Origin of the sequence: Meiothermus sp. (genome assembly GCF_037443965.1) — a bacterium.
Taxonomy (GTDB): Bacteria; Deinococcota; Deinococci; order Deinococcales; family Thermaceae; genus Meiothermus.
This window is the reverse complement of sequence record NZ_JBBINI010000022.1, coordinates 18746-40944: the sequence shown is the minus strand read 5'-3', so window position 1 is coordinate 40944 and position 22199 is coordinate 18746. Positions and strand designations below refer to the sequence as shown.

22 protein-coding genes are annotated in these 22199 nt (G+C 59.0%); 8 read left to right on the top strand and 14 right to left on the bottom strand.

The window, feature by feature from the left end:
* Positions 1-63 precede the first annotated feature (63 nt).
* The 5 genes from WKI89_RS12110 to WKI89_RS12090 all read right to left on the bottom strand — a co-directional run bounded on the left by WKI89_RS12110 (position 64) and on the right by WKI89_RS12090 (position 4912).
* Entirely contained in the window at positions 64-945 is an 882-nt protein-coding gene (locus WKI89_RS12110) for a carbohydrate ABC transporter permease (protein WP_337869965.1), read from the bottom strand.
* Entirely contained in the window at positions 942-1856 is a 915-nt protein-coding gene (locus WKI89_RS12105) for a sugar ABC transporter permease (protein ID WP_337869964.1), read from the bottom strand. The genes WKI89_RS12110 and WKI89_RS12105 overlap by 4 nt, the downstream gene beginning before the upstream one ends.
* Positions 1857-1935: 79 nt before the next feature.
* On the bottom strand, positions 1936-3180 hold the full coding sequence (locus WKI89_RS12100) for a sugar ABC transporter substrate-binding protein (protein WP_337869963.1): 1245 nt from the start codon (positions 3178-3180) through the stop codon (positions 1936-1938).
* Between the two features lie 130 nt (positions 3181-3310).
* A complete protein-coding gene (locus WKI89_RS12095) occupies positions 3311-4150 on the bottom strand; it encodes a MurR/RpiR family transcriptional regulator (RefSeq protein WP_337869962.1) in 840 nt (279 codons plus the stop codon).
* A gap of 75 nt (positions 4151-4225) precedes the next feature.
* Positions 4226-4912 carry an N-acetylmannosamine-6-phosphate 2-epimerase gene (locus WKI89_RS12090; protein WP_337869961.1) on the bottom strand — a complete coding sequence of 229 codons (687 nt, stop codon included), beginning with the start codon at positions 4910-4912 and terminating at the stop codon, positions 4226-4228.
* Between the two features lie 116 nt (positions 4913-5028).
* Here WKI89_RS12090 and nagZ point away from each other — a divergent pair, with 116 nt between their 5' ends.
* Positions 5029-6564: a beta-N-acetylhexosaminidase gene (nagZ, locus tag WKI89_RS12085; protein WP_337869960.1), complete on the top strand. Its 1536-nt coding sequence runs from the start codon at positions 5029-5031 to the stop codon at positions 6562-6564.
* Positions 6565-6566: 2 nt separating this feature from the next.
* Positions 6567-7529, top strand: coding sequence for a quinone oxidoreductase (locus WKI89_RS12080; protein ID WP_337869959.1), 963 nt, complete (start codon positions 6567-6569; stop codon positions 7527-7529).
* Here WKI89_RS12080 and WKI89_RS12075 read toward each other — a convergent pair.
* From WKI89_RS12075 to WKI89_RS12060, 4 genes are all read right to left on the bottom strand, one after another.
* Positions 7526-8950 (bottom strand): TRAP transporter large permease subunit, encoded by a 1425-nt coding sequence (locus tag WKI89_RS12075; RefSeq protein ID WP_337869958.1) that lies wholly within the window; start codon positions 8948-8950, stop codon positions 7526-7528. The two genes, WKI89_RS12080 and WKI89_RS12075, sit on opposite strands and share 4 nt — an antisense overlap.
* On the bottom strand, positions 8951-9508 hold the full coding sequence (locus WKI89_RS12070; RefSeq protein ID WP_337869957.1) for a TRAP transporter small permease subunit: 558 nt from the start codon (positions 9506-9508) through the stop codon (positions 8951-8953).
* Between the two features lie 163 nt (positions 9509-9671).
* Positions 9672-10754 carry a TRAP transporter substrate-binding protein gene (locus tag WKI89_RS12065; protein WP_337869955.1) on the bottom strand — a complete coding sequence of 361 codons (1083 nt, stop codon included), beginning with the start codon at positions 10752-10754 and terminating at the stop codon, positions 9672-9674.
* A 281-nt stretch (positions 10755-11035) separates the two neighbouring features.
* Entirely contained in the window at positions 11036-11629 is a 594-nt protein-coding gene (locus WKI89_RS12060; protein ID WP_337869953.1) for a molybdenum cofactor guanylyltransferase, read from the bottom strand.
* Between the two features lie 102 nt (positions 11630-11731).
* Between WKI89_RS12060 and WKI89_RS12055 the strand changes: the two genes are divergently transcribed.
* From WKI89_RS12055 to pstB, 4 genes are read left to right on the top strand one after another with little or no spacing between them, the layout of a single operon-like run.
* Positions 11732-12715 carry a PstS family phosphate ABC transporter substrate-binding protein gene (locus WKI89_RS12055; RefSeq protein ID WP_337869951.1) on the top strand — a complete coding sequence of 328 codons (984 nt, stop codon included), beginning with the start codon at positions 11732-11734 and terminating at the stop codon, positions 12713-12715.
* A 54-nt stretch (positions 12716-12769) separates the two neighbouring features.
* Complete coding sequence (gene pstC / locus WKI89_RS12050) at positions 12770-13696, top strand: phosphate ABC transporter permease subunit PstC (protein ID WP_337869949.1); 927 nt, start codon at positions 12770-12772, stop codon at positions 13694-13696.
* Positions 13696-14913 (top strand): phosphate ABC transporter permease PstA, encoded by a 1218-nt coding sequence (gene pstA, locus WKI89_RS12045; RefSeq protein ID WP_337869947.1) that lies wholly within the window; start codon positions 13696-13698, stop codon positions 14911-14913. Before pstC ends, pstA begins: the two co-directional genes overlap by 1 nt.
* Positions 14914-14915: 2 nt before the next feature.
* Positions 14916-15722 carry a phosphate ABC transporter ATP-binding protein PstB gene (pstB, locus tag WKI89_RS12040; protein ID WP_337869945.1) on the top strand — a complete coding sequence of 269 codons (807 nt, stop codon included), beginning with the start codon at positions 14916-14918 and terminating at the stop codon, positions 15720-15722.
* Here the strand turns inward: pstB and pth are convergent.
* The 5 genes from pth to WKI89_RS12015 all read right to left on the bottom strand — a co-directional run bounded on the left by pth (position 15719) and on the right by WKI89_RS12015 (position 20110).
* Positions 15719-16297 carry an aminoacyl-tRNA hydrolase gene (gene pth, locus WKI89_RS12035; RefSeq protein ID WP_337869943.1) on the bottom strand — a complete coding sequence of 193 codons (579 nt, stop codon included), beginning with the start codon at positions 16295-16297 and terminating at the stop codon, positions 15719-15721. The two genes, pstB and pth, sit on opposite strands and share 4 nt — an antisense overlap.
* Before the next feature lie 64 nt (positions 16298-16361).
* A complete protein-coding gene (locus WKI89_RS12030) occupies positions 16362-16982 on the bottom strand; it encodes a 50S ribosomal protein L25 (RefSeq protein ID WP_337869941.1) in 621 nt (206 codons plus the stop codon).
* A 725-nt stretch (positions 16983-17707) separates the two neighbouring features.
* The gene (locus WKI89_RS12025) at positions 17708-19279 is read right to left on the bottom strand and encodes a Wzz/FepE/Etk N-terminal domain-containing protein (protein ID WP_337869940.1); all 1572 of its coding nucleotides are present in this window, start codon (positions 19277-19279) and stop codon (positions 17708-17710) included.
* 161 nt (positions 19280-19440) lie between these two features.
* Positions 19441-19683 (bottom strand): hypothetical protein, encoded by a 243-nt coding sequence (locus WKI89_RS12020; protein ID WP_337869939.1) that lies wholly within the window; start codon positions 19681-19683, stop codon positions 19441-19443.
* Positions 19684-19789: 106 nt separating this feature from the next.
* Positions 19790-20110: a hypothetical protein gene (locus tag WKI89_RS12015; RefSeq protein WP_337869938.1), complete on the bottom strand. Its 321-nt coding sequence runs from the start codon at positions 20108-20110 to the stop codon at positions 19790-19792.
* Between the two features lie 350 nt (positions 20111-20460).
* On the opposite strand from WKI89_RS12015, the gene WKI89_RS12010 reads away from it, so the two are divergent.
* Both WKI89_RS12010 and WKI89_RS12005 read left to right on the top strand, forming a co-directional pair.
* Positions 20461-20916 (top strand): hypothetical protein, encoded by a 456-nt coding sequence (locus tag WKI89_RS12010; protein WP_337869937.1) that lies wholly within the window; start codon positions 20461-20463, stop codon positions 20914-20916.
* A gap of 51 nt (positions 20917-20967) precedes the next feature.
* Positions 20968-22098, top strand: coding sequence for a hypothetical protein (locus tag WKI89_RS12005; RefSeq protein ID WP_337869936.1), 1131 nt, complete (start codon positions 20968-20970; stop codon positions 22096-22098).
* The last annotated feature ends 101 nt before the right edge of the window (positions 22099-22199 follow it).

Sequence of the window (22199 nt, the reverse complement as noted above, 5' to 3'; positions counted from 1 at the left end):
CCCTTCGGCAGAAGTCCCGTACCTCCTAAGCGGTATCCGGTTGGGTTCGTGCGCCTGACCTATTCAGCCCTTTACGGCCCCTTCCATGCCCCGCATGAAGAAGCGCTGGGCCATGAAGAACACCACCAGTACCGGAATCATCATAATCATGGCCCCTGCGGCCACGTTGAACACGTCGTAGTTGAACTGACCCTTGAGCTTGAGAATCGCTACCGACATGGGCAATAGGTCGTCGTTGGTCAGGAGGGCCACCGAGGGCCAGAAAAAGGCATTCCAGGTGCCCACCAGGGTAAAGATGCCCAAGGCGGTCAGCGAGGGCACCGACAGGGGAATCATCACCCGCCACAGGATTTGCAGCTCGGTAGCCCCATCTATGCGGGCTGCCTCCATCAGGGTGCCGGGAATGGCCAGGTAAGCCTGGCGCATCAGAAAGATGCCAAAGGCCGTTGCGATGATGGGCAGCACCACCCCTGCATACGTGCCCAAAAGCCCCAGATCGCGCAGCGTCAGCACATTGACGATAAAGGCAATCTCGGTCGGCAAGACCAGGGTCGAAACAATGGCGCCAAAAATCAGGGCCCGGCCCGGAAACTGCAAGCGGGCCAGCGGATAGGCCGCCAGGGCCGAGACCACCAGGGTTCCAACCACCGTCAGTGCGGTGATGATGACCGAGTTGAGGAAATACTTGCCCAGGTTGAGTTTGGTGATGACCTCGAAAAAGTTACCCAGCGTGACGGCTGGAGGAAACAGGCTTCTGGGAAAGTCGTAGATGCTAATGCCGCTGGCCTGTTTATCGGTAATCGAAATGGCCAGCGTCCACAAAAAAGGAAAGATGGCAAAGGCCAGTATCAGCAGCATGAGCGCGTAGCTCAAAGCGGTGCCGAGCCCCTTGCGCAGCGCGGCTCGAGCCCGCAAACGGGCCGCTTCCTGGGTCTGTGGGCTCATCGCTCGCTCCTTTCTTCACGGGTCAGGCGAAAGTTGACGTAGCTCAGGGCAAACCCTACCAGGGCAATCAGCAACCCGGCTGCCCCGGCCACCCCGAAGTTGGCGTTGAGCATATTGCCCCAACTCTTGTTGTAGACGTAAAGCAAGGCGGTGTAGGTGCTGTTGAGCGGCCCGCCGCTGCCTCCGGTAAATACGATGATCTCCTCGAGCACCCGAATGGCCGCAATGGTCGAGAGCAGGCTGCACAAGAGCAGGGTGGGTCGCATCAGCGGCACGATAATCAGCCAGAAACGCTGCCAGGCCGAGGCCCCGTCCAGGGTGGCGGCCTCCTCGAGCTCGGCCGGGATGCTCTGCAGCCCGGCCAGATAAAGCACCATGTAGTAACCAAAACCCCGCCAGAAGGTAACCAGCATGATGGCCCACAGCGCGGTGTTTTCGTTGAGCAACCAGTTAAAGCGGCCTTCGCTGTTCAACACATTGAGCAGTTGCAAAGACCAGTTTAGGAAACCTTCTTTCTGAAAAATCCACTCCCACATCACCGCCGCCAGCGAGATGGAAGTGACCACCGGAATGTAGTAACCCACCCGAAAAAGCGCCATAAAGGGTAGCTTCTGGTTGACCAGCACCGCTACCGCCAACGAAGCAATCTGGAGAATGGGCACCACCAGCAAGTATTTGAGCGAATTGAGGATACCGGTCTGGAACAAAGGGTCACCCAACACAAACTGGATATTTTTGAGCCCCACCCACTTGGGCCCCTCGCCCGTAGCCAGGTCGGCCACGGTGTAGTCGGTAAAACCCAGATAGGAGCCATAAATAACCGGATAAAACGTAAATAACCCCATCAGCACCAAGGCCGGTGCCAAAAAGGCATAGGCGATGAGGGTGGTGGTGAAAGCCTGTTGTTTCATAAAGAACCCTTGGCCGATAGCTGATAGCCCGTGGCCGGAAAATCCACAGGCTATCAGCTATCCGCTACTGGCTATCGGCTCACTTGGCGTTGGCGTTCCAGAAAGCTACAGCATCATCCAGAGCCTGTTTGGCAGTCTTACGCCCCAGGAAGGCCGCCTCGATGTTGTCGTTGAAGTTCTTGTAGACATCGTCGGTGTTTTTGGGGGGCTTGAAGCCGGGGTTAATCAGGCGGCCCGAGGCGGAGTTCATGCCCTTGCCAATTTCCAGGGGGTCGTTGCTCTTAGCCTTCAGGCCAGGGTCGTTTTCCGAGCCCGCCGCAGTAGAAACGATAGGCACCACATTGGCAAACTTGACCTGGTTGGTGCGGTTGGTCACGAAGAGGGCGAAGCGAATGGCAGCGCTCTTGTTCTTCGATGCGCTGGGAATTACCAGGCTCATGGCGCCGCCGGTCTGAATCCCCGCTTTGCCCAAGGGCGCGGGCACAATGCGGGTCTTGGCGTAGAGGTCGGGGTTGGCCTCCTTGACCCGGTTGAGGGTGGTCGGCGCCCCCACCACAATGGCGGCCTTGCCCTGGCTATAGAGCTCGTTGGAAAGCTGGAAGGCTTCCTTGCGCAAGAGCTCCTGGGGGATCACGTCGTTTTTCATGGCATCCACGTACTTTTGCAGCAGGGCTACGTGGGCCGGGGAGTTGAAAGCTGCTTTGCCGTCTTTGTCGTAGATCGGCAGCCCCTCCAGGAAGAAGCGGCCCAGAAAGCTGGCCCCGTTGGGGTCTTTGACCGGCGGCAGCCAGCCATAGGCCCCCGTGGCTTGCTTGATGCGGGCCGAGGCCGCCAGGAGGTCGTCGGTATTGCGAATAGTACGCACGTCTACTCCGGCCTTTTGCAGCAGGTCGGGGTTGTACATCATCACGCCCTGGTCGAGCCAGCCGTACCAGGGCAGCCCGTAGACCTGACCCTCCGTCACGAACATGTCCAGCACGTTGGGGTAGTAAAGCTGGTTGAGCACATTGCGATTGACCAGTTGGGTGATGGGGGTAAGGATCTTGTTCTGAGCAGCAGCAAAGGTGGAGTCCTGCCAGAGGTTCACCACATCAGGGGCCCGGCCCAAAGCCACCGCCGCGGTCAGGTCGCGCTCCATGGTGTCCTGCTTGTCTACCCAGCGCACCTTGATGGTGGGGTTTTCCTTCTCGAAATCGGCAATGGTGCTTTTGATGTAGTTGTCGAAGTTCGGGCTCAGGTAGTAGGTCCAGAACTCGATCTGGGTCTGGGCAAATGCGCTCAAGCCCAGGGCCAACGCCGACGCTGCCAACAAACGCTTAACCATAATTTATCCTCCTACGATTGCCAACGGGTACCAACCCGAAAAGCCGATGGGAAGCCTCGAGCATCCAACTACCGCAGGGGGCCCAAAACCCCCGCGGCCAGTGAATCCTTGGCACTTGTTGTTGCGCATCTTAGTAGTTCCTATCCGCCACGGCCGCCGCCGTGCGGGCGATGAAGTCCGAAGCCTGCTTTCGGCCCAGGGCCACCAAGGTATAGAGCAGATCTAGCACCAGCAGTTGTCCCATTTTGGCCGTTACCGACCCGCCCGTCAGGGGGCTTTCAGACACCGATGTGACCAGCACTACATCGGCAAAACGGGCCACCAGGCTTTTGGTGCGCTGGGTGACGGCGATGGTCGCCGCCCCCGAACGCTTGGCAATCTCTATGGCTTTGACCGTGTCAATGGTAGTGCCCGAACGGGTGATGCCGATAGCCAGGGACTTTTTATCCAGGGTTGCAGCCGCCATGGCGGCCATGTGGGGGTCGGGGTAGGCCTGGGTAGCGTAGCCCAGGCGCATAAACTTGTAGGCAAAGTCCTGGGCGGTTACCCCCGAGGCCCCCACGCCGTAGATATCAATGCGCTGGGCCTTCAGAATTAGGTTTACCGCCTTGGTTACCAGTTTCAAATCTACCAGACGGCGGGTATCCTCGAGCGCCTGTTTGGCGTGGTGCAGGACGTACTCGAGGGCCTCTTCCGGGGTCTGCGGGTTGTCCTGCGGCCCCAAACCCACCGGGCTGGCAGCCAGGTCAGAGGCCAGGGCCAGCTTGAACTCCTGGAACCCGCTAAAGCCCAGATCGCGGCAGAAACGAATCACGCTGGCTTCCGAAGAACCCGAGCCATCGGCCACCTCCACCACCGTTTGGTAGAGCAGCTTTTGTGGATTCTCCTGCACGTAGTCGGCAATCTTGCGCAGCGCAGGGGTCATGTGGCCCCCGAGGCTTCGCAGCAATGCCAGCGCCCCATTAGGCATGCGTGCATCCCCCCCGGACTGAGGTTGAGAGCAGCGCCTTACGCCCAGCACCAAACGACAAAGCCACAGCCCGGCTCATTTCGCTACCCTCCTCAGTACATCCACAAACCCTTGCGTCAGAAGCTCGATACGGGTTAGAGCAGAGCCCACCGTCACCGCAAAAGCCCCCGCCTCCAGGGCCGCCCTGGCCTGTTCCGGTGTCGCAATGCGGCCTTCGGCAATTACCCTCGCGCCTCGCTTAGAAAGCTCCTGCACCAGCTCCAAATCGGGGCCGGATAGCTGCGGTGAATACTCGGTATAGCCCGAGAGGGTTGAGCCCACAAAATCGGCGCCCAGCCGATGGGCCTCGAGGCCCTCCTCCAGGGTCGAGATATCGGCCATGGCCAGACATCCCAAAGCATGAATGGACTCGATCATCGCCCCCACCCCTACCGGGCGCGGACGCAGGGTGGCGTCAAAAGCGATGATGTCGGCCCCCCGCTCGGCCAGGGCCCTCACATCGGATAGCTCAGGGGTGATGTATACCGGCGAGCCCGTCACCTCCCGCTTGACCAGACCAACAATTGGAACCGAGGTAGCAGCACGGGTCGCTTCCAGGTCTGCCAGACCCTCGATGCGCAACCCCACAGCCCCCCCTGCCAGGGTGGCCTGGGCCAAGGCCGCGACCAACGGGGGGCGATCCAATGGCCCACCCCGCACCGGCTGGCACGAGGCAATCAGGCCGTGGTGAAGCTGCTCGAGAATTTGCGCTCTTTTTGGCAAGGAAAACCCCTTTGAAGTTTTTTTCTATTGAAAATGCTAGTTTATGAAGTAGTATTTTGTCAAGACGCTGTTTACAAAACCCCAGAACTTCACGGCCGTACAATAAAGAGGTGCTCATGGAAAGCCTATACCTTGCCACCAGCCTGATGATGGTAGACATCCCCGGCCCCACCCTGGAGGCTGCCACCCGCGCCCACCTCGAGCGCTACCGCTTCGGGGGGGTGTGCTTGTTTCGCAAAAACATCCAGAACCCCGACCAGGTTCGCAAACTGGTGGCCGAGATTCGCTCGGTGCTCGGGCCCCAGGCCTGGATCGCCATTGACCAGGAGGGCGGGGCGGTGCAGCGGGTGCTGGAGCTGGCCCTGGCCCCTTCCCCGATGGCCCTGGGCGCCGTAGGCGACGTCAAGACGACCGAGGCGGTGGGGGCGGCGGTGGGCCGTACCCTCATCTCGCTGGGCATCAACTGGAACTTTGCCCCCTCAGTGGACGTGAACACCAACCCCAAAAACCCGGTAATCGGCGACCGCAGCTTTGGCTCCGACCCCAAAAAAGTAGCCCGGCTGGCGCTGGCCTGGGCCCAGGGCCTCGAGAGTGCCGGGGTGATGGCCGCGGTCAAGCATTTCCCCGGACACGGCGACACCTTCCTGGACTCACACCTCGAGCTGCCGGTGGTGGATAAAACGCTGGAAGCGCTCGAGCGCACCGAACTCTACCCCTTCCGCAAAGCCGTGGAAGCCCAGATCGGCTCGATTATGAGCGCCCATATCCGCTTCCCGGCCCTGGACAAACAGCACCCAGCCACCCTCTCTAAAAAAATCCTCACCGGGTTCTTGCGTAAAAAAATGGGCTTTCAAGGCATCATCGTCACCGATGCGCTGGACATGAAAGCCATCACCAAAAACTACTCCATCGGCGAGGCTGCGGTAAAAAGCCTGCAGGCCGGGGCCGATATGATTTTGTCCCTGGGCAAGCCCGAGGTGCATATCGCCCAGGCCACCGCCATCCAGCAAGCCCTGGAAAACGGCTCGCTTTCCGAGGAGCAGGCCCGGCAAAGCCAACTGCGTTTGCTGGACGCAGCCCATCGCTTCCCCGGCCAGGCCCAGCCCTACCCCGCAGCCCAGCAGAAGCGCGACCAGGCCCTCATGGAGCAGGTTGCCCTGCGGAGCATTACCGCCTACCGCCGACCGCTGCGCCCCCGGCGATCGGATCGAATTTTGGTGGTCTCGGCGGGCAGCACCTTCGAGGCCGGCCCCTACGGCGAGACCCTGGCGGCCAAAGACTTTGTCGAGCTGCTCAAGACCCGCTTTGCCAAGGTCGAACAGTTTGTCTACGACCCCAAACAAGCCGATGCCTTCAAGAGCGCACTGGAACAGGCCGCTGTCAAGGCCGACTACCTGCTGGTGGTCTCGGTTGGTCGCGGCAGCCTGAGCGAAGCGGAAACCCGGCTCCTCAAGCATGCCTTCACCCTGGGCAAACGGGCCGCGCATATCGCTTTGTGGAACCCCTACCACATCCTGCGCCTGCGCAAGCCGGCCTTCGTGACCTATGGCTTCCGCGCCCCCACCCTGCGGGCTCTGGTCAAGGTGCTGGGCGGAGCCCCAGCCCGGGGCTCTTTGCCGTTCAAGCTGCGGCAAAATCGGGTTAATCTATAGCTATGAAAGCCATTCGCGTACACCAACCCGGCGGCCTCGAGGCCCTGCAGCTGGAAGAACTCCCAGTCCCCACCCCCGGCGAAGGCCAGGCCTTGGTGCGGCTTGAGGCCATCGGGGTCAACTTTATTGACACCTACAAGCGCGCCGGCCTGTACAGTGTACCCACCCCCTTCACGGTGGGCGAGGAGGGGGCCGGTGTGGTTGAGGCGGTGGGGCCGGGGGTGGCTGGCTTGAAACCCGGCGACCGGGTGGTCTACTCCAATGTGCAGGGCAGCTACGCCGAGTACGCGGTGGCGCCCGCCGACAAGTTGGTGCCGATACCGGCTGGGCTCGAGGCCAAAATTGCCGTGGCTGGCATGCTGCAGGGCATGACCGCCCACTACCTGGTATACAGCACCTATCCCCTCAAGGCCGGTGAGGCCTGCCTCGTGCACGCCGGGGCCGGCGGGGTAGGGCTTCTCTTAATCCAGATGGCCAAGCGGATTGGGGCCACCGTCATCGCCACCGCCTCCTCGGAGGAAAAGCGGGCCCTGGCCAAGGAAGCCGGGGCCGATTACGCCCTGCCCTACGAAGGCTTCGACCAAAAGGCCTGCGAAATTACCGGCGGCAAAGGGGTGGATGTGGTCTACGACGGGGTGGGGCAGTCCACCTGGGAAGGCAGCCTGAACAGCCTGCGCATCCGGGGCATGCTGGTGCTGTACGGGCAAAGCAGCGGGCCGGTGCCCCCCTTCAACCCACAAATCCTCAACCAGAAAGGCGGCCTCTACCTGACCCGGCCCTCCCTGTGGCACTACACCCAGACCCGGCAGGAGCTGGAGTGGCGGGCCGGCGACGTAATGCGCTGGGCCCTGGAAGGCCGGCTAAAAATCCGCATCGGGGCCGAGTTCCCCCTGGCTCAGGCCACCCAGGCCCACAGGGCGCTGCAAGGGCGCGAGACCACTGGCAAGGTGTTGCTGATTCCCTAGCCACCAGGTGTGCCCCTCAGGGAGGGCAGCCAGCTACTGAGGCTCGGGAACGCAATTACAATAATCAACACCAATATCTGCACAGCAATGAAGGGGATGACCCCCCGGTACATATCGGTAGTTTTGACCTCCGGCGGGGCTACCCCGCGCAGGTAGAAGAGCGCAAAGCCAAAAGGCGGGGTCAGGAAGCTGGTCTGGAGGTTCATGGCCAGGATGATGCCAAACCAGAGCAGCTTACCCTGCACAAAGGCCTCGGTGGAGAGGTCGTAGTTGCCGGCCATCTGCATGGCCTCGGCCTGGGCGCGCCAGATGGCCTCCGCTGCCGGGAGCACTAGGGGCACGATGATAAAGGCAATCTCGAAGAAGTCGATAAAAAAGCCCAGCACAAAGACCAGAACCATCACAAAGACGATAAACCCTATTTCGCCGCCCGGTAACGCTACCAGGATGTCTTTCACCAACTTGTCGCCCTCGAGGCCCCTAAAAATCAGGCTAAAAGCGGTCGCACCAATCAGGATAAAAATTACCATGCTGGTGAAGCGCGCCGTCTCCACTATCGCATCACGGAAAACCTTCCAACTCAGACGGCGGTAGAAAGCCGCCATAATGAGCGCCGCCACCGAACCCACCGCCCCCGCTTCGGTAGGGGTCGCAATACCAAAAAAGATACTCCCCAAAACGAACAGGATCAGCAAGACCGGCGGCACCAGCGCAATGATAGCCCTCCGCCCCAGTTCCCACCCTCTGTAAGGTCGGGCCTCAGGGGGCAGCGCAGGGGCCAACTTGGGCCTCACCAGGGCCACCAAGGCCACCAGCAAAACCAAGCCCCCGGAAAGTATCAGGCCCGGTATAAGGGCGCCCAGAAACAAATCGCCCACACTCACACCGAGTTGGTCGCCCAACACGACCAGCACAATGCTGGGCGGAATGATCTGACCCAGGGTTCCCGAGGCCGCAATCACCCCGGTGGCCAGCGGTTTGCTGTACCCGTATTTGAGCATCACGGGCAGCGAGATCAGACCCATGGCAACCACCGTGGCGGCCACGACCCCTGTGGTTGCGGCCAGCAAGGTACCCACCAACACCACCGCAATCGCCACCCCGCCCCGCACCGGGCCAAAAAGCTGCCCTACAGTGTCCAGGAGCTGCTCAGCCAGTTTAGATTTTTCCAAAATTAGCCCTAGAAAGATGAAATAGGGAATGGCCAGCAGGGTGTAGTTGGACATGATGCCAAAGATGCGCTGGGGCAGGCTGCCCACAAAGCGCAGGTCAAACTCGCCGATGGCAATCCCAACCGCCCCAAAGATGAGGGCAACCCCCCCCAGGGCAAAGGCCACCGGGTAGCCGGTAAAGATGAGTACCAAGGCGCCTAGGAACATCGCCCCGCCTAAAAGCTCGATACCACCCCCTTGCAAAACCATCTAGGCAACCTCCCTTTTGGCTTCGTGGGGGAGGTGAGGCAGTACCCCCCGCAAAAAGGCTAGGTTCTTGATGAACTCAGAAAACCCTTGCAGAGCCAACAAAATAAAAGCGGGTAGCAACATAAGTTTGAGCGGCCAGCGGGGCAGCCCTCCGGCATCGGAGGAGACTTCCCGCACCTGCACCGAGAAAGCTACCAAAGGTAGCGTTACGTAAAACAAAATGAGCGCGAATGGAACTAGAAACAAGATGGATCCCAACATGTTGACCCAAGCTCGACCGCGCTCACCCAGACGGGCATAAACCACGTCTACCCGAATGTGGCCGTCGTGCTTGAGGACATAACCCACCATCAGCAAGAAAATTAGCGAAAAAATATACCACTGGAGCTCGAAGTAGGTGTTGGAGGCTAGGCGGGTTCCTATGCTTTTATCGAGACTCCGCCCAATGGCGTTGAAAGCTCCAATGGCCACCATCGGCACCACCAGCCACAGCACAATGCGGCCCACCCACTCGTTGATGGTGTCAATCAATTTGGATATCACCAACAGTGCCTTCACCTAAGCACCCCCAAAGACCAACCACTCCAGTCGCACAGCACAGTTTTGCTCCTAGGATTTTAACTCGGTTTATCCTAACCATCCCACTCCAATGCGTCAATGACCTCTAAAGAGAGCCCCCACCCTTGGGGGTGGGAGCCTCCGGGTATAGCAAGCCCGGACACTAGCGCAGGGTACGCACAATATCGTCGTAGCGGAACTCGTTGAGCGCGAACCAACGACGGGATTCGTCACGGAACTTCTTCCAGTTTTCGTAGATACCGCGGTAGGTGGCATCTTTGGCTGCAATTTCTTCGTACAAAGCGGTGGATTCTTTGTTGGCCGCCTGCAGCACGCTGGAAGGGTAGGGCCTGAGCTGGGTACCGGCCCGCTGCAAGCGTGCCAGCGCCGGGGCGTTTTTGGCGTCGTACTCGGCCAGGGTTCGCTCGTTGGCCTCGGCGCAGGCCGCCTTGACGATTTCCTGGTACTCCTTGGGCAGGCTACGCCAGCGCTCGAGGTTGATGAGGGTAGAGACGGTGGAGCCGGGCTCCCACCAGCCGGGGTAGTAGTAGAAGCGAGCCGCTTTGTTCAGCCCCAGTTTTTCGTCGTCGTAGGGGCCCACCCACTCGGCCCCGTCAATGGCCCCACGGTCGAGCGCCAGGAAGATCTCGCCCCCCGGCAGGGTTTGCACCGTAACCCCCAGGCGGGTCATGACCTGTCCACCCAGCCCTGGGATGCGGAAGCGCAGTCCTTTGAGGTCTTCCGGGCCTTTAATCTCCTTGCGGAACCAGCCCCCCATCTGCACCCCGGTGTTGCCGGCGGGGAAGGTAATGGCGTTGAAGTCGGCGGCCACCCGTTGCATGGTCTGCAACCCGCCCCCAAAGTAGAGCCAGGCGTTTTGCTGGCGGGGGTTTAGACCAAAAGGCACCCCGGTATCAAAGGCCAGTGAAGGGCTTTTACCTACATAATAGTAGTTGGCGGTATGGCCCATCTCGACGTTGCCAGCCTGTACCACGTCCAGCACCTGCAACCCAGGGGCGATTTCACCCGCCGGGAAGGGGGTAATCTCGAAACGACCATCGGTCATCTCGGCCACCCGCCTGGCCACGATCTCGGCGGCGCCAAACAGGGTATCCAGCGAGCGGGGCCAGCTCGTAGCCATGCGCCAGCGCAAACGCGGCAAAGTTTGAGCGTAGACCGGGCCAAACACCGTGCTGGCCGCTACAGCGCCAACCCCCGCCTTCTTCAAGAAGTCACGTCGCTTCATTCACTTCCTCCTAACAGTAAACAGAGCATTGCTTGCACTGATGGGTGCAAGGCGATTATATGTCAGTTCGCAGTGGGCATCAATACTCTTCCCAAATACGTCAAGTTGGCCATGATTCTGATTTATTCATAAAAGGCAGCGATATTTTCTTGTTCTAAGCATATCATTTGCTGGTTTTAACCTTTTTGTGGAGATACTGGTGTACCTATAGCGCCAATAGGATAAACGCAATGCTAAGTACGACATTTTGAATGGAGCGATTGCGGTTGGGTCAGGGGGTGCTATGCAGGTAGGTCATTCAGGTAGTTAGCGTTCAGAAATAAGTGGGTTCCAAAACGAGTTTCCAGTTCAGTTTTATCCAGAGCAATATGAGGAATACCCTTTAGAAGGGCTTGCACCTGGAGCTGGCCGGCCTCGAGGCGAAGCAAAACCTCGCCCTCGAGCGATTTGTGGTACAGCGCCCCCAGCGGTTCCAGGAAATTGCCCGAAGAAGCCACCACCGCCCGAATATCTGAACGGGTGTGCTCGAGCATAAACAACCAAAAGTCCTGGCTTAGGAAGGGCTGGTCGCAGGCCGCCACCGCCACCCAGTCTTCCTGTGCATGCGCGAGCGCCGAATGCAACCCCGACAGGGTATCACCCCCCCGCCAGAGGTCGGGATAGACCTCGAGCCCTGGGTAGGGGCGGTTGGCGATGACCAGGCGCTCGGAGGCCGCGGCCATCGAGTCCAGCACCCAGCCTATGAGGGGCTTGCCTTTATATACGTAGAGCGCCTTGTCCCGACCAAACCGGCTCGACCTGCCTCCTGCTAAAACGGCTCCACTCCAGCGCATCAAAAATAGCTTAGTACGCAGGGGCATAAATTCGAAATTCATGGGTTTTTTGCCCTCCTTCTGACAATCTCCTGACATCTGAACGACAAGCTATGAGTGGCTGGTAGTGAGCATACCTGCCGCTACAAAGCAACCGGAGGTTTAATGATGAACAGGTTATTTATCACAGCCGCTGCACTTTTGGGACTCGCTGGCCTTGCCCTGGCCCAGCCCATCCGCGGTGACGGCTCCTCGACGGTATACCCCATTACCCAGGCGGTAGCCGAGGAGTTCAACATCGCCCGGCCCGACGTGAGGGTCACCGTAGCCTTCTCTGGTACCGGCGGGGGCTTCAAAAAGTTCTGCGCCGGTGAGACCGACCTGCAGAACGCCAGCCGCCCCATCACCAAAGCCGAGATGGACGAGTGCCGTAAAAACGGGGTGGAGTTCATCGAAATTCCGGTGGCCTTCGACGGCCTCACGGTGGTGCTCAACCCCCAGAACACCTGGGCCCAGTGCCTGACCGTGGCCGAACTTAAGCGGATCTGGGAGCCCGACTCCAAGATCACCAACTGGAACCAGGTGCGCCCCAGCTTCCCCAACCGCCCGCTGGTGCTTTATGGCGCGGGTACCGACTCGGGCACCTTTGACTACTTCACCGAGGCCATTAACGGCAAGGCCAAGGCCATCCGCAAGGACTTCTTCCCCTCGGAGGACGACAACGTGCTGGTGCGCGGGGTCGAGGGCAACGTCAACGCCATGGGCTTCTTCGGCTACGCCTACTACGTCGAGGAAAGGGGCAAGCTCAAGGCTGTTTCTGTGGACAACGGCAAAGGCTGCGTATCCCCCACCGAGGCCACCATCAACAACGGTACCTATGCCCCCCTTTCGCGGCCCCTGTTCATCTATGTGAGCGTCAAGAGCCTCAACGAGAAGCGCTCGCTGCAGGACTTCGTCAACTTCCTCCTGACCAACAGCCGCGCCCGCACCGCCATCCGCAAAACCGGCTACGTGCTGCTGCCCGATGAGGCCTACCGCATCGGTAAGGTGCTGGTGGACAAGCGGGTCAAGGGCTCGGTTTTCAGCGGCATTGAGCCCGGCACCCCCCTGGTCGAGATCATGAAGAAGCTCGAGGCCGAGGCCAAGTAACCCCCTACCCCCTGCCCTCTTCCGTAGAGGGCAGGGTATTATTTTCCCGTAGCGATGAGCACTTCCTCTCAAAACGCCAATTCCTGGGCCAAAAAACAACCCGGAAAGAGCCTGTCTGAACGCCTCATCGGGACAGGTTTGTTTATCCTGGCCACCATCTCCGTGCTAACCACCGCCGCGGTGATTGTAGTGCTTTTTAGCGAGAGTTTTCAGTTTTTCCGCCAGGTTCCCCTCACCGAGTTTCTTTTCGCTCCCGAGTGGACACCCCTTTTTGCCGACCCCCGCTATGGGATTGGGGCGCTGCTGGCCGGAACCTTTTTGTTTACCGGCATCGGCCTCATTGTGGCCATTCCCCTGGGCCTGATGACCGCGGTCTACCTCTCGGAGTATGCCCCTTTCGAGCAAAGCGTGCGGGTCAAGGGCATTATGGAGCTGCTCGAGGGGGTGCCCACGGTGGTGTTTGGCTACTTTGCTTTGCTTTTTGTGACCCCCATTCTACAAAGCCTGATTCCCGGTCTTAACCTTTTTAACCCTATATCGGCTGGCCTGGTACTGGGGTTTGCCATCCTGCCTTACATCTCCAACGTGGCCTCAGACGCCATGATGGCGGTTCCCCGCAGCCTGCGCGAGGCTGCCTACGCGCTAGGGGCTACCAAGTTTGAGGTGGTTACGCGGGTAGTTTTTCCAGCGGCCATCTCGGGCATTGTAGCGGCCATCCTGCTGGCTACCAGCCGGGCTGTGGGCGAGACCATGATTGCCGCCATCGCCGCGGGACAGCGTCCGCTCCTGACCCTTGACCCACGCGAGACCATCGCCACTATGACCTCCTACATCGTGCAGGCGGCCACCGGCGACCAGCCTGCCGGTTCGCTGGCCTCGAGGGCCCTCTTCTCGGTGGGGGCTACGCTGTTTGTGTTTACCCTGACGTTCAACATCCTGGCCCAACGGGTGGTCGAGCGCTACCGCGAGAGGTACGAATAATGCAACGGGGTTTATCGCTGGAGTCCTCTAAAAGCCCAGAGAACCTGCGGCGCGATCGGATCAACCGGGTGTTTGCCCGTGCGGTGATTGTACCCACCGTGCTGGCCCTGGCCCTGATCGCCGTGCTGATTCTGGACACCATTTACGATACCGTCTCGGTACAGGTGGTTGAGGTCACCGAGACCAGCGGGAAGAGTTTTCCCCTCGGGCAGGCCTGGAACGCCGAGCAGGTGATCCGCCTCGAGCTCCTGGCCCAGGGTCTGCCCGAGGAAGAGGTGAACCGGCTGATGGCCGATCCGGAGGAGATGCGCATCTTTGGACTGCGCAACCGGGTCGAGCTGATGTGGGCGACCCAGGACGGGCCGTTGCGCTGGGTGGTCAGCAGCATTGACGATGAACGTGTGAGCAACTACTCGCTTCTCGAGGGTCTGCGGCGCTGGAACGAACTCAAAGCGGGCTTGCAGGAAAACCAGCAACTTCGCCTCAACCCCTGGCTCGACCAATCCTTCCTCAGCCGCGATCCCTCGCGCAACCCCATCTCGGCAGGCCTGCGGGTGGCTCTGTTCGGCACCCTGTGGCTCCTGACCATGACCCTGCTGCTAAGCGTTCCCATCGGGGTGGGTACGGCTATTTACCTCGAGGAGTACGCCCCCAAAAACGCCCTGACCCGCTTCATCGAGGTCAACCTGCGGAACCTCGCCGGGGTACCCAGCATCGTCTTTGGACTGCTGGGGCTGGCGGTCTTCGTGCGTGGGATGAACCTGGGCCCCACCCTGGCCGCTGCGGCCCTGACCATGGCCCTTTTGATCATGCCCACCATTACCATCGCGGCTCGCGAGGCTTTGCGGGCCGTGCCCGACTCGGTGCGCTTGGCAGCCTATGCCCTAGGAGCCACCAAGTGGCAGACCATCTCCAAGGTGGTCATTCCGGCCACCATTCCCGGCATCGCCACGGGGGTCATCCTGGCTGCGGCCCGGGCCATTGGCGAGGCGGCCCCGCTCCTGCTGGTAGGAGCAGCAGCCTATGTGGCCTTTGTACCGCGGGGGCCTATGTCGGAGTACACCGTGCTGCCGGTGCAGATTTACCTGTGGATCTCGGCCAATCTGAGCGAGTTTGCCAATACCGCAGCAGCAGGTATCATCGTGCTGCTCCTGACGCTGGCCGGTTTGTACGCGCTGGCCTTCTGGGTCCGGCGGCGCTTTAGGGTGGAGTGGTAACTATGATCCAAGAGATTGCAATTGGACACCAGACCGTTCGGCGCGAGCCGGTGCCGGCCGAGGAGGCCGTTGTACAGGTACAGAACCTCAGCCTCTTTTACGGCAAGCACCAGGCCCTCTACGATGTGAGCATCAACTTCCCGCGTAACAAGATTACCGCCATCATTGGGCCTTCGGGATGCGGCAAGTCTACCCTGCTGCGCTCCCTCAACCGCATGAACGACCTGGTGCCAGGGGTGCGCCTTCAAGGCAAAGTTATCTACGAGGGAATTGACATCTACGACCCCCAGGTAGACCCGGTGGAGGTGCGCCGCCACATCGGCATGGTCTTTCAGAAGCCCAACCCTTTCCCCAAGAGCATCTTCGAAAACGTGGCCTTTGGGCTGCGCTTGCAAGGGCAAAAAGAAGGTCTCGAGCAAGCGGTAAAACAGGCCCTCGAGCGCGCCGCACTCTACGAGGAGGTCAAAGACAAACTCGGCGAGGTTGCGCTCAGGCTCTCGGGCGGTCAGCAGCAGCGCTTGTGCATCGCCCGGGCCATCGCCACCGAGCCTCCACTGCTGCTCCTGGACGAGCCCACCAGCGCTCTCGACCCCATCGCCACCGAACGTATCGAGGAGCTTTTGCTGGAACTCAAGAAGCGCTTCTCGCTGGTGATTGTAACCCACAACATGCAGCAGGCCGCGCGCATCGCCGACCGCACCGCCTTCATGCACCTAGGGGTGCTCATCGAGGAAGGCCCCACCAACGAAATCTTCACGGTGCCGCGCGACCCCCGCACCGAGGCCTATGTAACGGGCCGGTTCGGTTAGGCCACATCAATCTTCAGGCTGTTGTACTTTTTCTGGGCGGCCTCGAGCCCCTCGGTCGCCCAGAGCCTCGCTGCTTCGGCAGCGGTAGAAATCACCTTGTCCATAATCGGCACCACCTCGGGATGAAACCCTGAGAGCACCCAGCCCGCCCCCGCCTCGGGCGAAGGCGGCTTACCAATGCCAATGCGCAGGCGGTGGAAATCGCGTGTGCCCAGGTGAGCGGTGAGGGACTCCAGGCCGTAGTTACCTGCATTGCTGCCACCGGCTTTGAAGCGCAACTGGCCCGGGGGCAGGTCGAGCTCGTCATGAACCACCAGGATGCGCTCAGGGGGCACCTTGTAGTAGCGGGCCAGCGGGGCTACCGCTTCGCCAGTGGCGTTGTAAAAGGTGGTGGGCTTGACCAGCAGGCCTGAAATCCATTCGCCCGAAGCCCTCTGAAACTTTATTTCCGCAACAAGGGCGTTGCCCTTGTTGCGGAAATCCGAACTGAGCCGATCCAGCACCCAAAACCCCACATTGTGCTTGGTTCGAGCGTATTGCGCTCCGGGATTTCCTTGTCCAACAATCAGAAACATATGAAGAAAAAGGGCCAAAAGCCCTCGCGAACCGCGGCCTTCGGCCCCAAGCCTGAGTAATAGGCTACTTCTCCTCTTCGGTCTTGCCCTTCTTGATCACTTCCACTTCAGTGGGCGCGGCAGCGGCTTGAGCGGCTAGTTTTTCAGCATCCTCTGGGGGAACGATGGCAACAATCGTATCACGTGCATTCATGGCAAGCTTTACGCCTTCGGGAAGGGCTAGCTCGTCAGCATGGATGCTATCACCGATGCGCAAAGTGCTAACGTTGACCTCGATGAAGGGCGGGATGGCCTTGGGCGAAACCTTGACCTGGATGTCGTTGTTGACGCGCTGGAGCACACCCCCCTCACGCACACCCTGGGCGGTACCTACAATCTTAATGGGAATCCACATCAGTACAGGCTCATTGGAAAGGGCGTAAAAGTCCACATGATCGGGACGGCGGCGACGTTTATCCAGGTTAATCTGGCGTACCAGGGTATCCACGGTCTTGCCGTCCTCCATCTCGAGGGTAATCACATGGTGAATTCCCGCTGCCATAAAGACCTTGTTGAACTCCTTGAGATCCACCACAACCTTGTAGTTCTCTTGGCGATTGTAGACTACACCAGGCAACTTGCCGGCGTCACGCAGTGCAGTGGGGTTTTCATTCCCACGGTTAAGGGCTTTGATGCGGTATTCCATTGCCTTCCTCCGAAACTTTCCCTTTGCTGGACATCCGCCAGCCCGGGATTTTTGGTTTGGTTACACCCCCGCTTTGGCGTGGGGTTCAAAACACAAGCCTTCAAAGTGTACCACAACCCCCGGTTCCTAGAAAAGCACATATTTAGATTTGGCCTCTCTGACCCACACCACCGAGCCCTCGAGATTTTGACGCAATCTAGATAATGCACTGGCATCCACAAAGCAAAAAACTGCCCCATGCGGCCCGTAGAGCAATTTCTACACGAGTTTGCTGATGGGGCTTGGGCCAAGGGCTTATCAAACCAGATTCGGGTAGTCCGTCACCGAACGGTGACGAACCAACCTGACCGAAGTTATCCGCGTAGCGGAGGGCGATACCGCCCCTTGGAAGTTATCCGCGTAGCGGAGGGCGATACCGCCCCTTGGAAGTTATCCGCGTAGCGGAGGGCAGTACTGCCCCTTGGAACGGGATATGCTTTCTTCGCCGAGCGCAGAGAGGGGTGTGCTCTGCTTCGGCTAGACCTCGGCGTGAGCTCGGTCGAACGCTCAGCAACCATATTGTTCAAGAAGACAGCCTCTTGGAGTTTTTTGTTTGATGATTGTCTTTTTGAATCCGGTATTACAGAGCTAACCCGAAATACCCCACGCCAGTTTGTTCGTCGTGTAGGGTAAAACACTCCGCCGGAGGGCGGAGTAATTGCGGCAGGCGTGATAGTGGTCGACAATTACCACTGGGTACGCAGCGGATCTTGTTCTTGGGTCTCGGTGGAGGAGGCTGAAGGAACCGGGCGGGGACGGTTTCCATAGCTGCCGTAACCTTTCGAGGAGACCAACATGCCCTCCCCTGTGCGCAATTGATTGACTGCCAGTCCCAGCACCTTAGCTCCGATACGGGTCAGGTTGTCTACCGCTACCACCAGGCTGCGGCGGTTGGTACTGCCCGTATTCACCACAACCAACATGCCCGATACCTGCGGCGCAACTACTAGTGTGTCGGTGACGGCAAGCACAGGGGGCGTGTCAATAATGATGGTATCCCACTCACCCGATTCGCGCAGGCGGCGCAAGAATGGCCGGAACTGCTGCGAAAGCAGGGCCGAAGGGTCTTCAACAGATTGCAGGCAGGGCAGCAAGGAAAGCCCGCGCTCGAGCTGGTGGGTAGCCATACCAAAAAGCGGGTCACGCAACACCGTAATCACATCAGGGCCGCTTTTGATATCGAATTCACTGTGCAGAATGGGACGATGCAAGTCTAGATCTATCAGCAAGGTACGCTTTCCGGTGCGGGCATAGGCCCGCGCCAGCGCAATAGAAACACTGCTTTTGCCTTCTTTGGCTTCGGGGCTGGTGACAGCGATAATTTTAGGCTCAGCCTCATCCATCAAGCCTCGATTAACATAGGTACGCAGATAGCTAGCAGCTTCACGCGGCAGGTCGCGACTGGCACTGGCCAGCTTGGGAAACTCGCCCAGCACCTGCAAACCGGTCAATTCCGCTGCATCTTCACTGCTGCGTATGGTACGTACTGAGACTTCGCGCAACAACATAAACAGGATACCGAAGGTCAGGGTCAGTACCCCAGCCAGTAGCGCATTGAGCAAGGAACGTGGTGCAACGGGGCGAATCGGCGTTTCGGCAACATCCAGCAAGCTCAGTTGCCCGGTAGCTCCTTGTTCCAAGGCCCGCACCAGATCGAGGTCACGGAGCAAACTACCTTGCAGACTGCGTAATCCTTCAATGCGTTCGGGGGTATTGCTGCCTCTAGCCAGATCTGTTTGAACCGAGCGCAACTGCGTCTCAAGCGACAGGCGGTAGCGACTAAAGCTGCCCCGCACCCGTTGGTCATCCCAGCGCCTCAGGGCATCCGCCCATTCATTGGCGAGTTGGGCCGCCCGAGCGGGGTTGTTATCACGGACATTGAGCACGATAATGCCGGATTGTCGCCCATCCACCGTGCGAACCCGCAGTTTACGACGGAATTCCTCGAGGGTACGCTGATTTTGTGGACTGTTGAGGGTATCCTTGAGCACTTGGCTGCTCAGAGCCGCCTCCCGATAAGCCTGGCTATCGAGAGGGCTGGCCGTGGGCACACTGTTAATGCCCGTTCCAGAAAAGGCGGTGGGCTGGGCTGCCAACAACCGGGCAGTGGCCTGATATACGGGGGTTTGCAGACGGGAAATCAAATACCCGGCGACCGTTGCCACCATAGCCAACAGAATTAGCACCCAACTGTAGCGCAATAGCTGCTTGAAAAACTCGGCAAGGTCTATTTTGATCAAACCGGGAAGTTCTCTCATTCAGTATTGGATTGTACTACGAAAACCCTCTTTCTTATCGCAAAAAAACCATCGCCCAATTATGCGTTTGTTTACGGCAAAACACCGGCCCCCAGCCGTATTGAGGGTAGCGGGTTCCGGCGCTGTGTAAGGGTCGTTACTCTTCCTTAACGCCTACCGTTTCAATCCTGGGGCGATGGTTTGCCCCTGAGTTCTTTGAGCAAAACCTCTAGAAGTTGGGGGGCTGGGGTATAGCGGAATTTGGAGGAGAGTCGGGCATCATATTCTTGTACAAAAACCCGCACAGGCTTGGTTCCTTGTAAATAGCTGGCATACTTGCGGATAGCCAGCTCGAGCCGCTCTCCACTCACCGGGGTGATGGAGCGCTTGGGAAGATTCTCGAGTTCGATGATTACACGTTTCATAAGTGGTCTCCACGAAAATCTAGCGAACAGAGGTTTGGGGGACGATCAACCAACAACCTTTTCCATCGCACTCGGCCCAGATCCTCTTTTGGGTCACTGCCGGCTCTCAAAATGGCAGCGGCGACTCTCCGCCATGGGGGAGGATCGCGCTATGCAATTGGCGATCCAGTTCGCGTTGCAGAGCCAGGTACATTTCCCTGGCAACCCGGACTTCTTGACTGTCCAGTCCCTCTTCACCCCCAACCAGCAGGCCTACCAAGGCTTTGTAGGCCACAGCCAGCTCGCTGCGGTTAGCTTGTTGAAGAAAAAAAACGATGGCAGGTGGTGGTGAGTCCAGAGGTTCGGGCGAGTCGGGCGGGTTTAGCACGACCCAATCCCCAATTTGGATTTCTGGGGCGAGGGGGTGTGGTTTGGTTCGGCGTGGCATCTGCAGTCTCCGTTTCTGGCTTTTGAGCAAGGCCCGTTTTTATGATACAAACATAATACTACTTTTTGCAAACGATTCAAGAGACCTTGTTTGAGCGGAGTTGGTTGTTTGTAGAGAATTGGAAAATCATGACTAGAACAAATATTTTAGAAAGGATGGTTGAACCGACTAGACAAAAGGCTGGTTATGTTATATTCTTATCCCATCCGAGTTGGTACCAACCAAACGGGGGAAGGAACAAAACGTAGATGAACTGAAGAACTGACCGCAACGCACCTCGAACGAGCCGCCCGAAACCGACGACCCCAAGCAAAGCGCCCCTGTGGCGCAGACCGAAACGGAAGTGGATGATGAAAAAGCTCGAGCTCCCCTTGCACCCCCATCTAGAAACCATCTTTGGCTATGCTGGCGATGCTCCCAAAGTGGTGTTCTACTGGGAACCCGAAAGCGACAAACTGATGTACGACGACGGCCTTGAGAGCGGTACCGCCAACTCCTGGGCCTATTTGATCTGGGCTGCCCACCCCTCAGTCAAGCCTTTGCTGACCCAAGGCGAACACCCCATCTTGTTACTCGAGCGGCACGGGCGCAAACTCTATAGCGTCAGCCGCGCAGAAGCCCTGGAAGCCCTCAAAGTTTCGGGCGTTCCCAATCTGAGCGTGCATGTGGGCGAGTACACCGAGCACCTCGAAGACTACCAGAGCGAGGAAGCAGCCGAAACCATCGCCTGGAAGGAAGCCCAGCAACTCTTGGCCGACTTTGTGATCTGGCTGGGAAGCACCGCAGGAAGCCGAAGAGCAGCCTAAAATCTATACTCGAGCCGAAACACACCACACCCGCAAAGGAGCGAAACAGACATGATCCAAGGACTGCAAACCCGTACCCGCTATGTGCGTATCGGGAAATTCAAGATCGGCCTTAAGGAGACCGTAGTACGCGGTGGTCGCAGCTTCGAAAAGCCCGTTGCGCTTGACTATTTCCGCATCGTGGAGGGAGCCGAGCCCGTACAGGCCCTCTATGGCGAGCGGCCCCAACAGGTGCCCATCTACCTACCCGACAACCTCAGCCAAGCCACCTGGGATGCCTTCTACAAGCGCTACGCCCGCTCGGGGCTGATCTGCCGGGGAGACGGCATAGTGGGCCAGGAAGTCCAAGCCGATGGCAGCCTTAAGGCCCGCGACTGCGCCCTTCGCGGCTGCCCCTTTGCTCAACCTACCCCACAAGGCGAGAAGCTCGCGGCTCCAGCCTGCCGCCCCATCGGAACCCTCAGTTTCAAGGTAGTGGGGGTGCCTAGCGTGGGGGTCTACCAGCTCGATATCAAGGGTCGGTTGGGAGTGGAGCGGGCCGACAGCTACCTGCGCCAACTGCAACAAGCCGCCGGGGGCGATCTGAGCGGTGTACCCTTCCTGCTCACCGTGACGGTAAGTAAGGGCAAAGACGGTTTTTCTACCAGCCGCATCGAGCTGCGCGATGCACCCGAAACCGCCCAGGTTTTGCAGGGCGTTCGCAACCGCGAGACCACCCGAACCATCAGTGAGCGGGTACAGGGGTTTGTGATCACCAACGATGCGGGCGAGATCATTGCCTCCCCAGAAGTACCGGTGGAGGAAAACCTCCAAACCCGTGCGAAGTTTGCCCTGCTTTTGAACCAGGCCATCGAGAATCACTACATCCTCGGTGATTCGGTGGAGCACTACTACCAAATCCTGCGCACTTTGGGGCGCATGAGCGAGGCCGAGGCGGAGCAATCGTTCCAGAAGCTCGAGACCTTTGTAAACGACCTGAAAGCCACCCAAGACGAGCCGGTTGCCCAGCACAGCGAAGCCGATCGGCGCTATGCGGGCTTCGCCTTCAAATACCTCAAGCCAGCCGACTATCAAGCGCTGGGCTTTGAGCAGCCCAGCGAACCCAGCGCCTTCACCCGGCTGCAAGCCCGCCAAGCGGTAGCCTATCTGTACGAACAGCGCAAGCTGAAAGAAGCTGCGTAGCAAGGCTGATGGCTAATAGTAGATAGTCGGTGCTATTTGCGCTAGCTGACAACCGACCCCTTCCTAAGACCTAAGACTTACACACCAAGCCCTATCTTTTC

Bases quoted from the DNA above. Each gene is read 5' to 3' on its own strand.
- WKI89_RS12110 (WP_337869965.1), bottom strand. From the start codon at position 945: ATGAGCCCACAGACCCAGGAAGCGGCCCGTTTGCGGGCTCGAGCCGCG.
- WKI89_RS12105 (WP_337869964.1), bottom strand. From the start codon at position 1,856: ATGAAACAACAGGCTTTCACCACCACCCTCATCGCCTATGCCTTTTTG.
- WKI89_RS12100 (WP_337869963.1), bottom strand. From the start codon at position 3,180: ATGGTTAAGCGTTTGTTGGCAGCGTCGGCGTTGGCCCTGGGCTTGAGC.
- WKI89_RS12095 (WP_337869962.1), bottom strand. From the start codon at position 4,150: ATGCCTAATGGGGCGCTGGCATTGCTGCGAAGCCTCGGGGGCCACATG.
- nagZ (WP_337869960.1), top strand. From the start codon at position 5,029: ATGGAAAGCCTATACCTTGCCACCAGCCTGATGATGGTAGACATCCCC.
- WKI89_RS12080 (WP_337869959.1), top strand. From the start codon at position 6,567: ATGAAAGCCATTCGCGTACACCAACCCGGCGGCCTCGAGGCCCTGCAG.
- WKI89_RS12075 (WP_337869958.1), bottom strand. From the start codon at position 8,950: ATGGTTTTGCAAGGGGGTGGTATCGAGCTTTTAGGCGGGGCGATGTTC.
- WKI89_RS12065 (WP_337869955.1), bottom strand. From the start codon at position 10,754: ATGAAGCGACGTGACTTCTTGAAGAAGGCGGGGGTTGGCGCTGTAGCG.
- WKI89_RS12060 (WP_337869953.1), bottom strand. From the start codon at position 11,629: ATGAATTTCGAATTTATGCCCCTGCGTACTAAGCTATTTTTGATGCGC.
- WKI89_RS12055 (WP_337869951.1), top strand. From the start codon at position 11,732: ATGATGAACAGGTTATTTATCACAGCCGCTGCACTTTTGGGACTCGCT.
- pstC (WP_337869949.1), top strand. From the start codon at position 12,770: ATGAGCACTTCCTCTCAAAACGCCAATTCCTGGGCCAAAAAACAACCC.
- pstA (WP_337869947.1), top strand. From the start codon at position 13,696: ATGCAACGGGGTTTATCGCTGGAGTCCTCTAAAAGCCCAGAGAACCTG.
- pstB (WP_337869945.1), top strand. From the start codon at position 14,916: ATGATCCAAGAGATTGCAATTGGACACCAGACCGTTCGGCGCGAGCCG.
- pth (WP_337869943.1), bottom strand. From the start codon at position 16,297: ATGTTTCTGATTGTTGGACAAGGAAATCCCGGAGCGCAATACGCTCGA.
- WKI89_RS12030 (WP_337869941.1), bottom strand. From the start codon at position 16,982: ATGGAATACCGCATCAAAGCCCTTAACCGTGGGAATGAAAACCCCACT.
- WKI89_RS12025 (WP_337869940.1), bottom strand. From the start codon at position 19,279: ATGAGAGAACTTCCCGGTTTGATCAAAATAGACCTTGCCGAGTTTTTC.
- WKI89_RS12020 (WP_337869939.1), bottom strand. From the start codon at position 19,683: ATGAAACGTGTAATCATCGAACTCGAGAATCTTCCCAAGCGCTCCATC.
- WKI89_RS12015 (WP_337869938.1), bottom strand. From the start codon at position 20,110: ATGCCACGCCGAACCAAACCACACCCCCTCGCCCCAGAAATCCAAATT.
- WKI89_RS12010 (WP_337869937.1), top strand. From the start codon at position 20,461: ATGAAAAAGCTCGAGCTCCCCTTGCACCCCCATCTAGAAACCATCTTT.
- WKI89_RS12005 (WP_337869936.1), top strand. From the start codon at position 20,968: ATGATCCAAGGACTGCAAACCCGTACCCGCTATGTGCGTATCGGGAAA.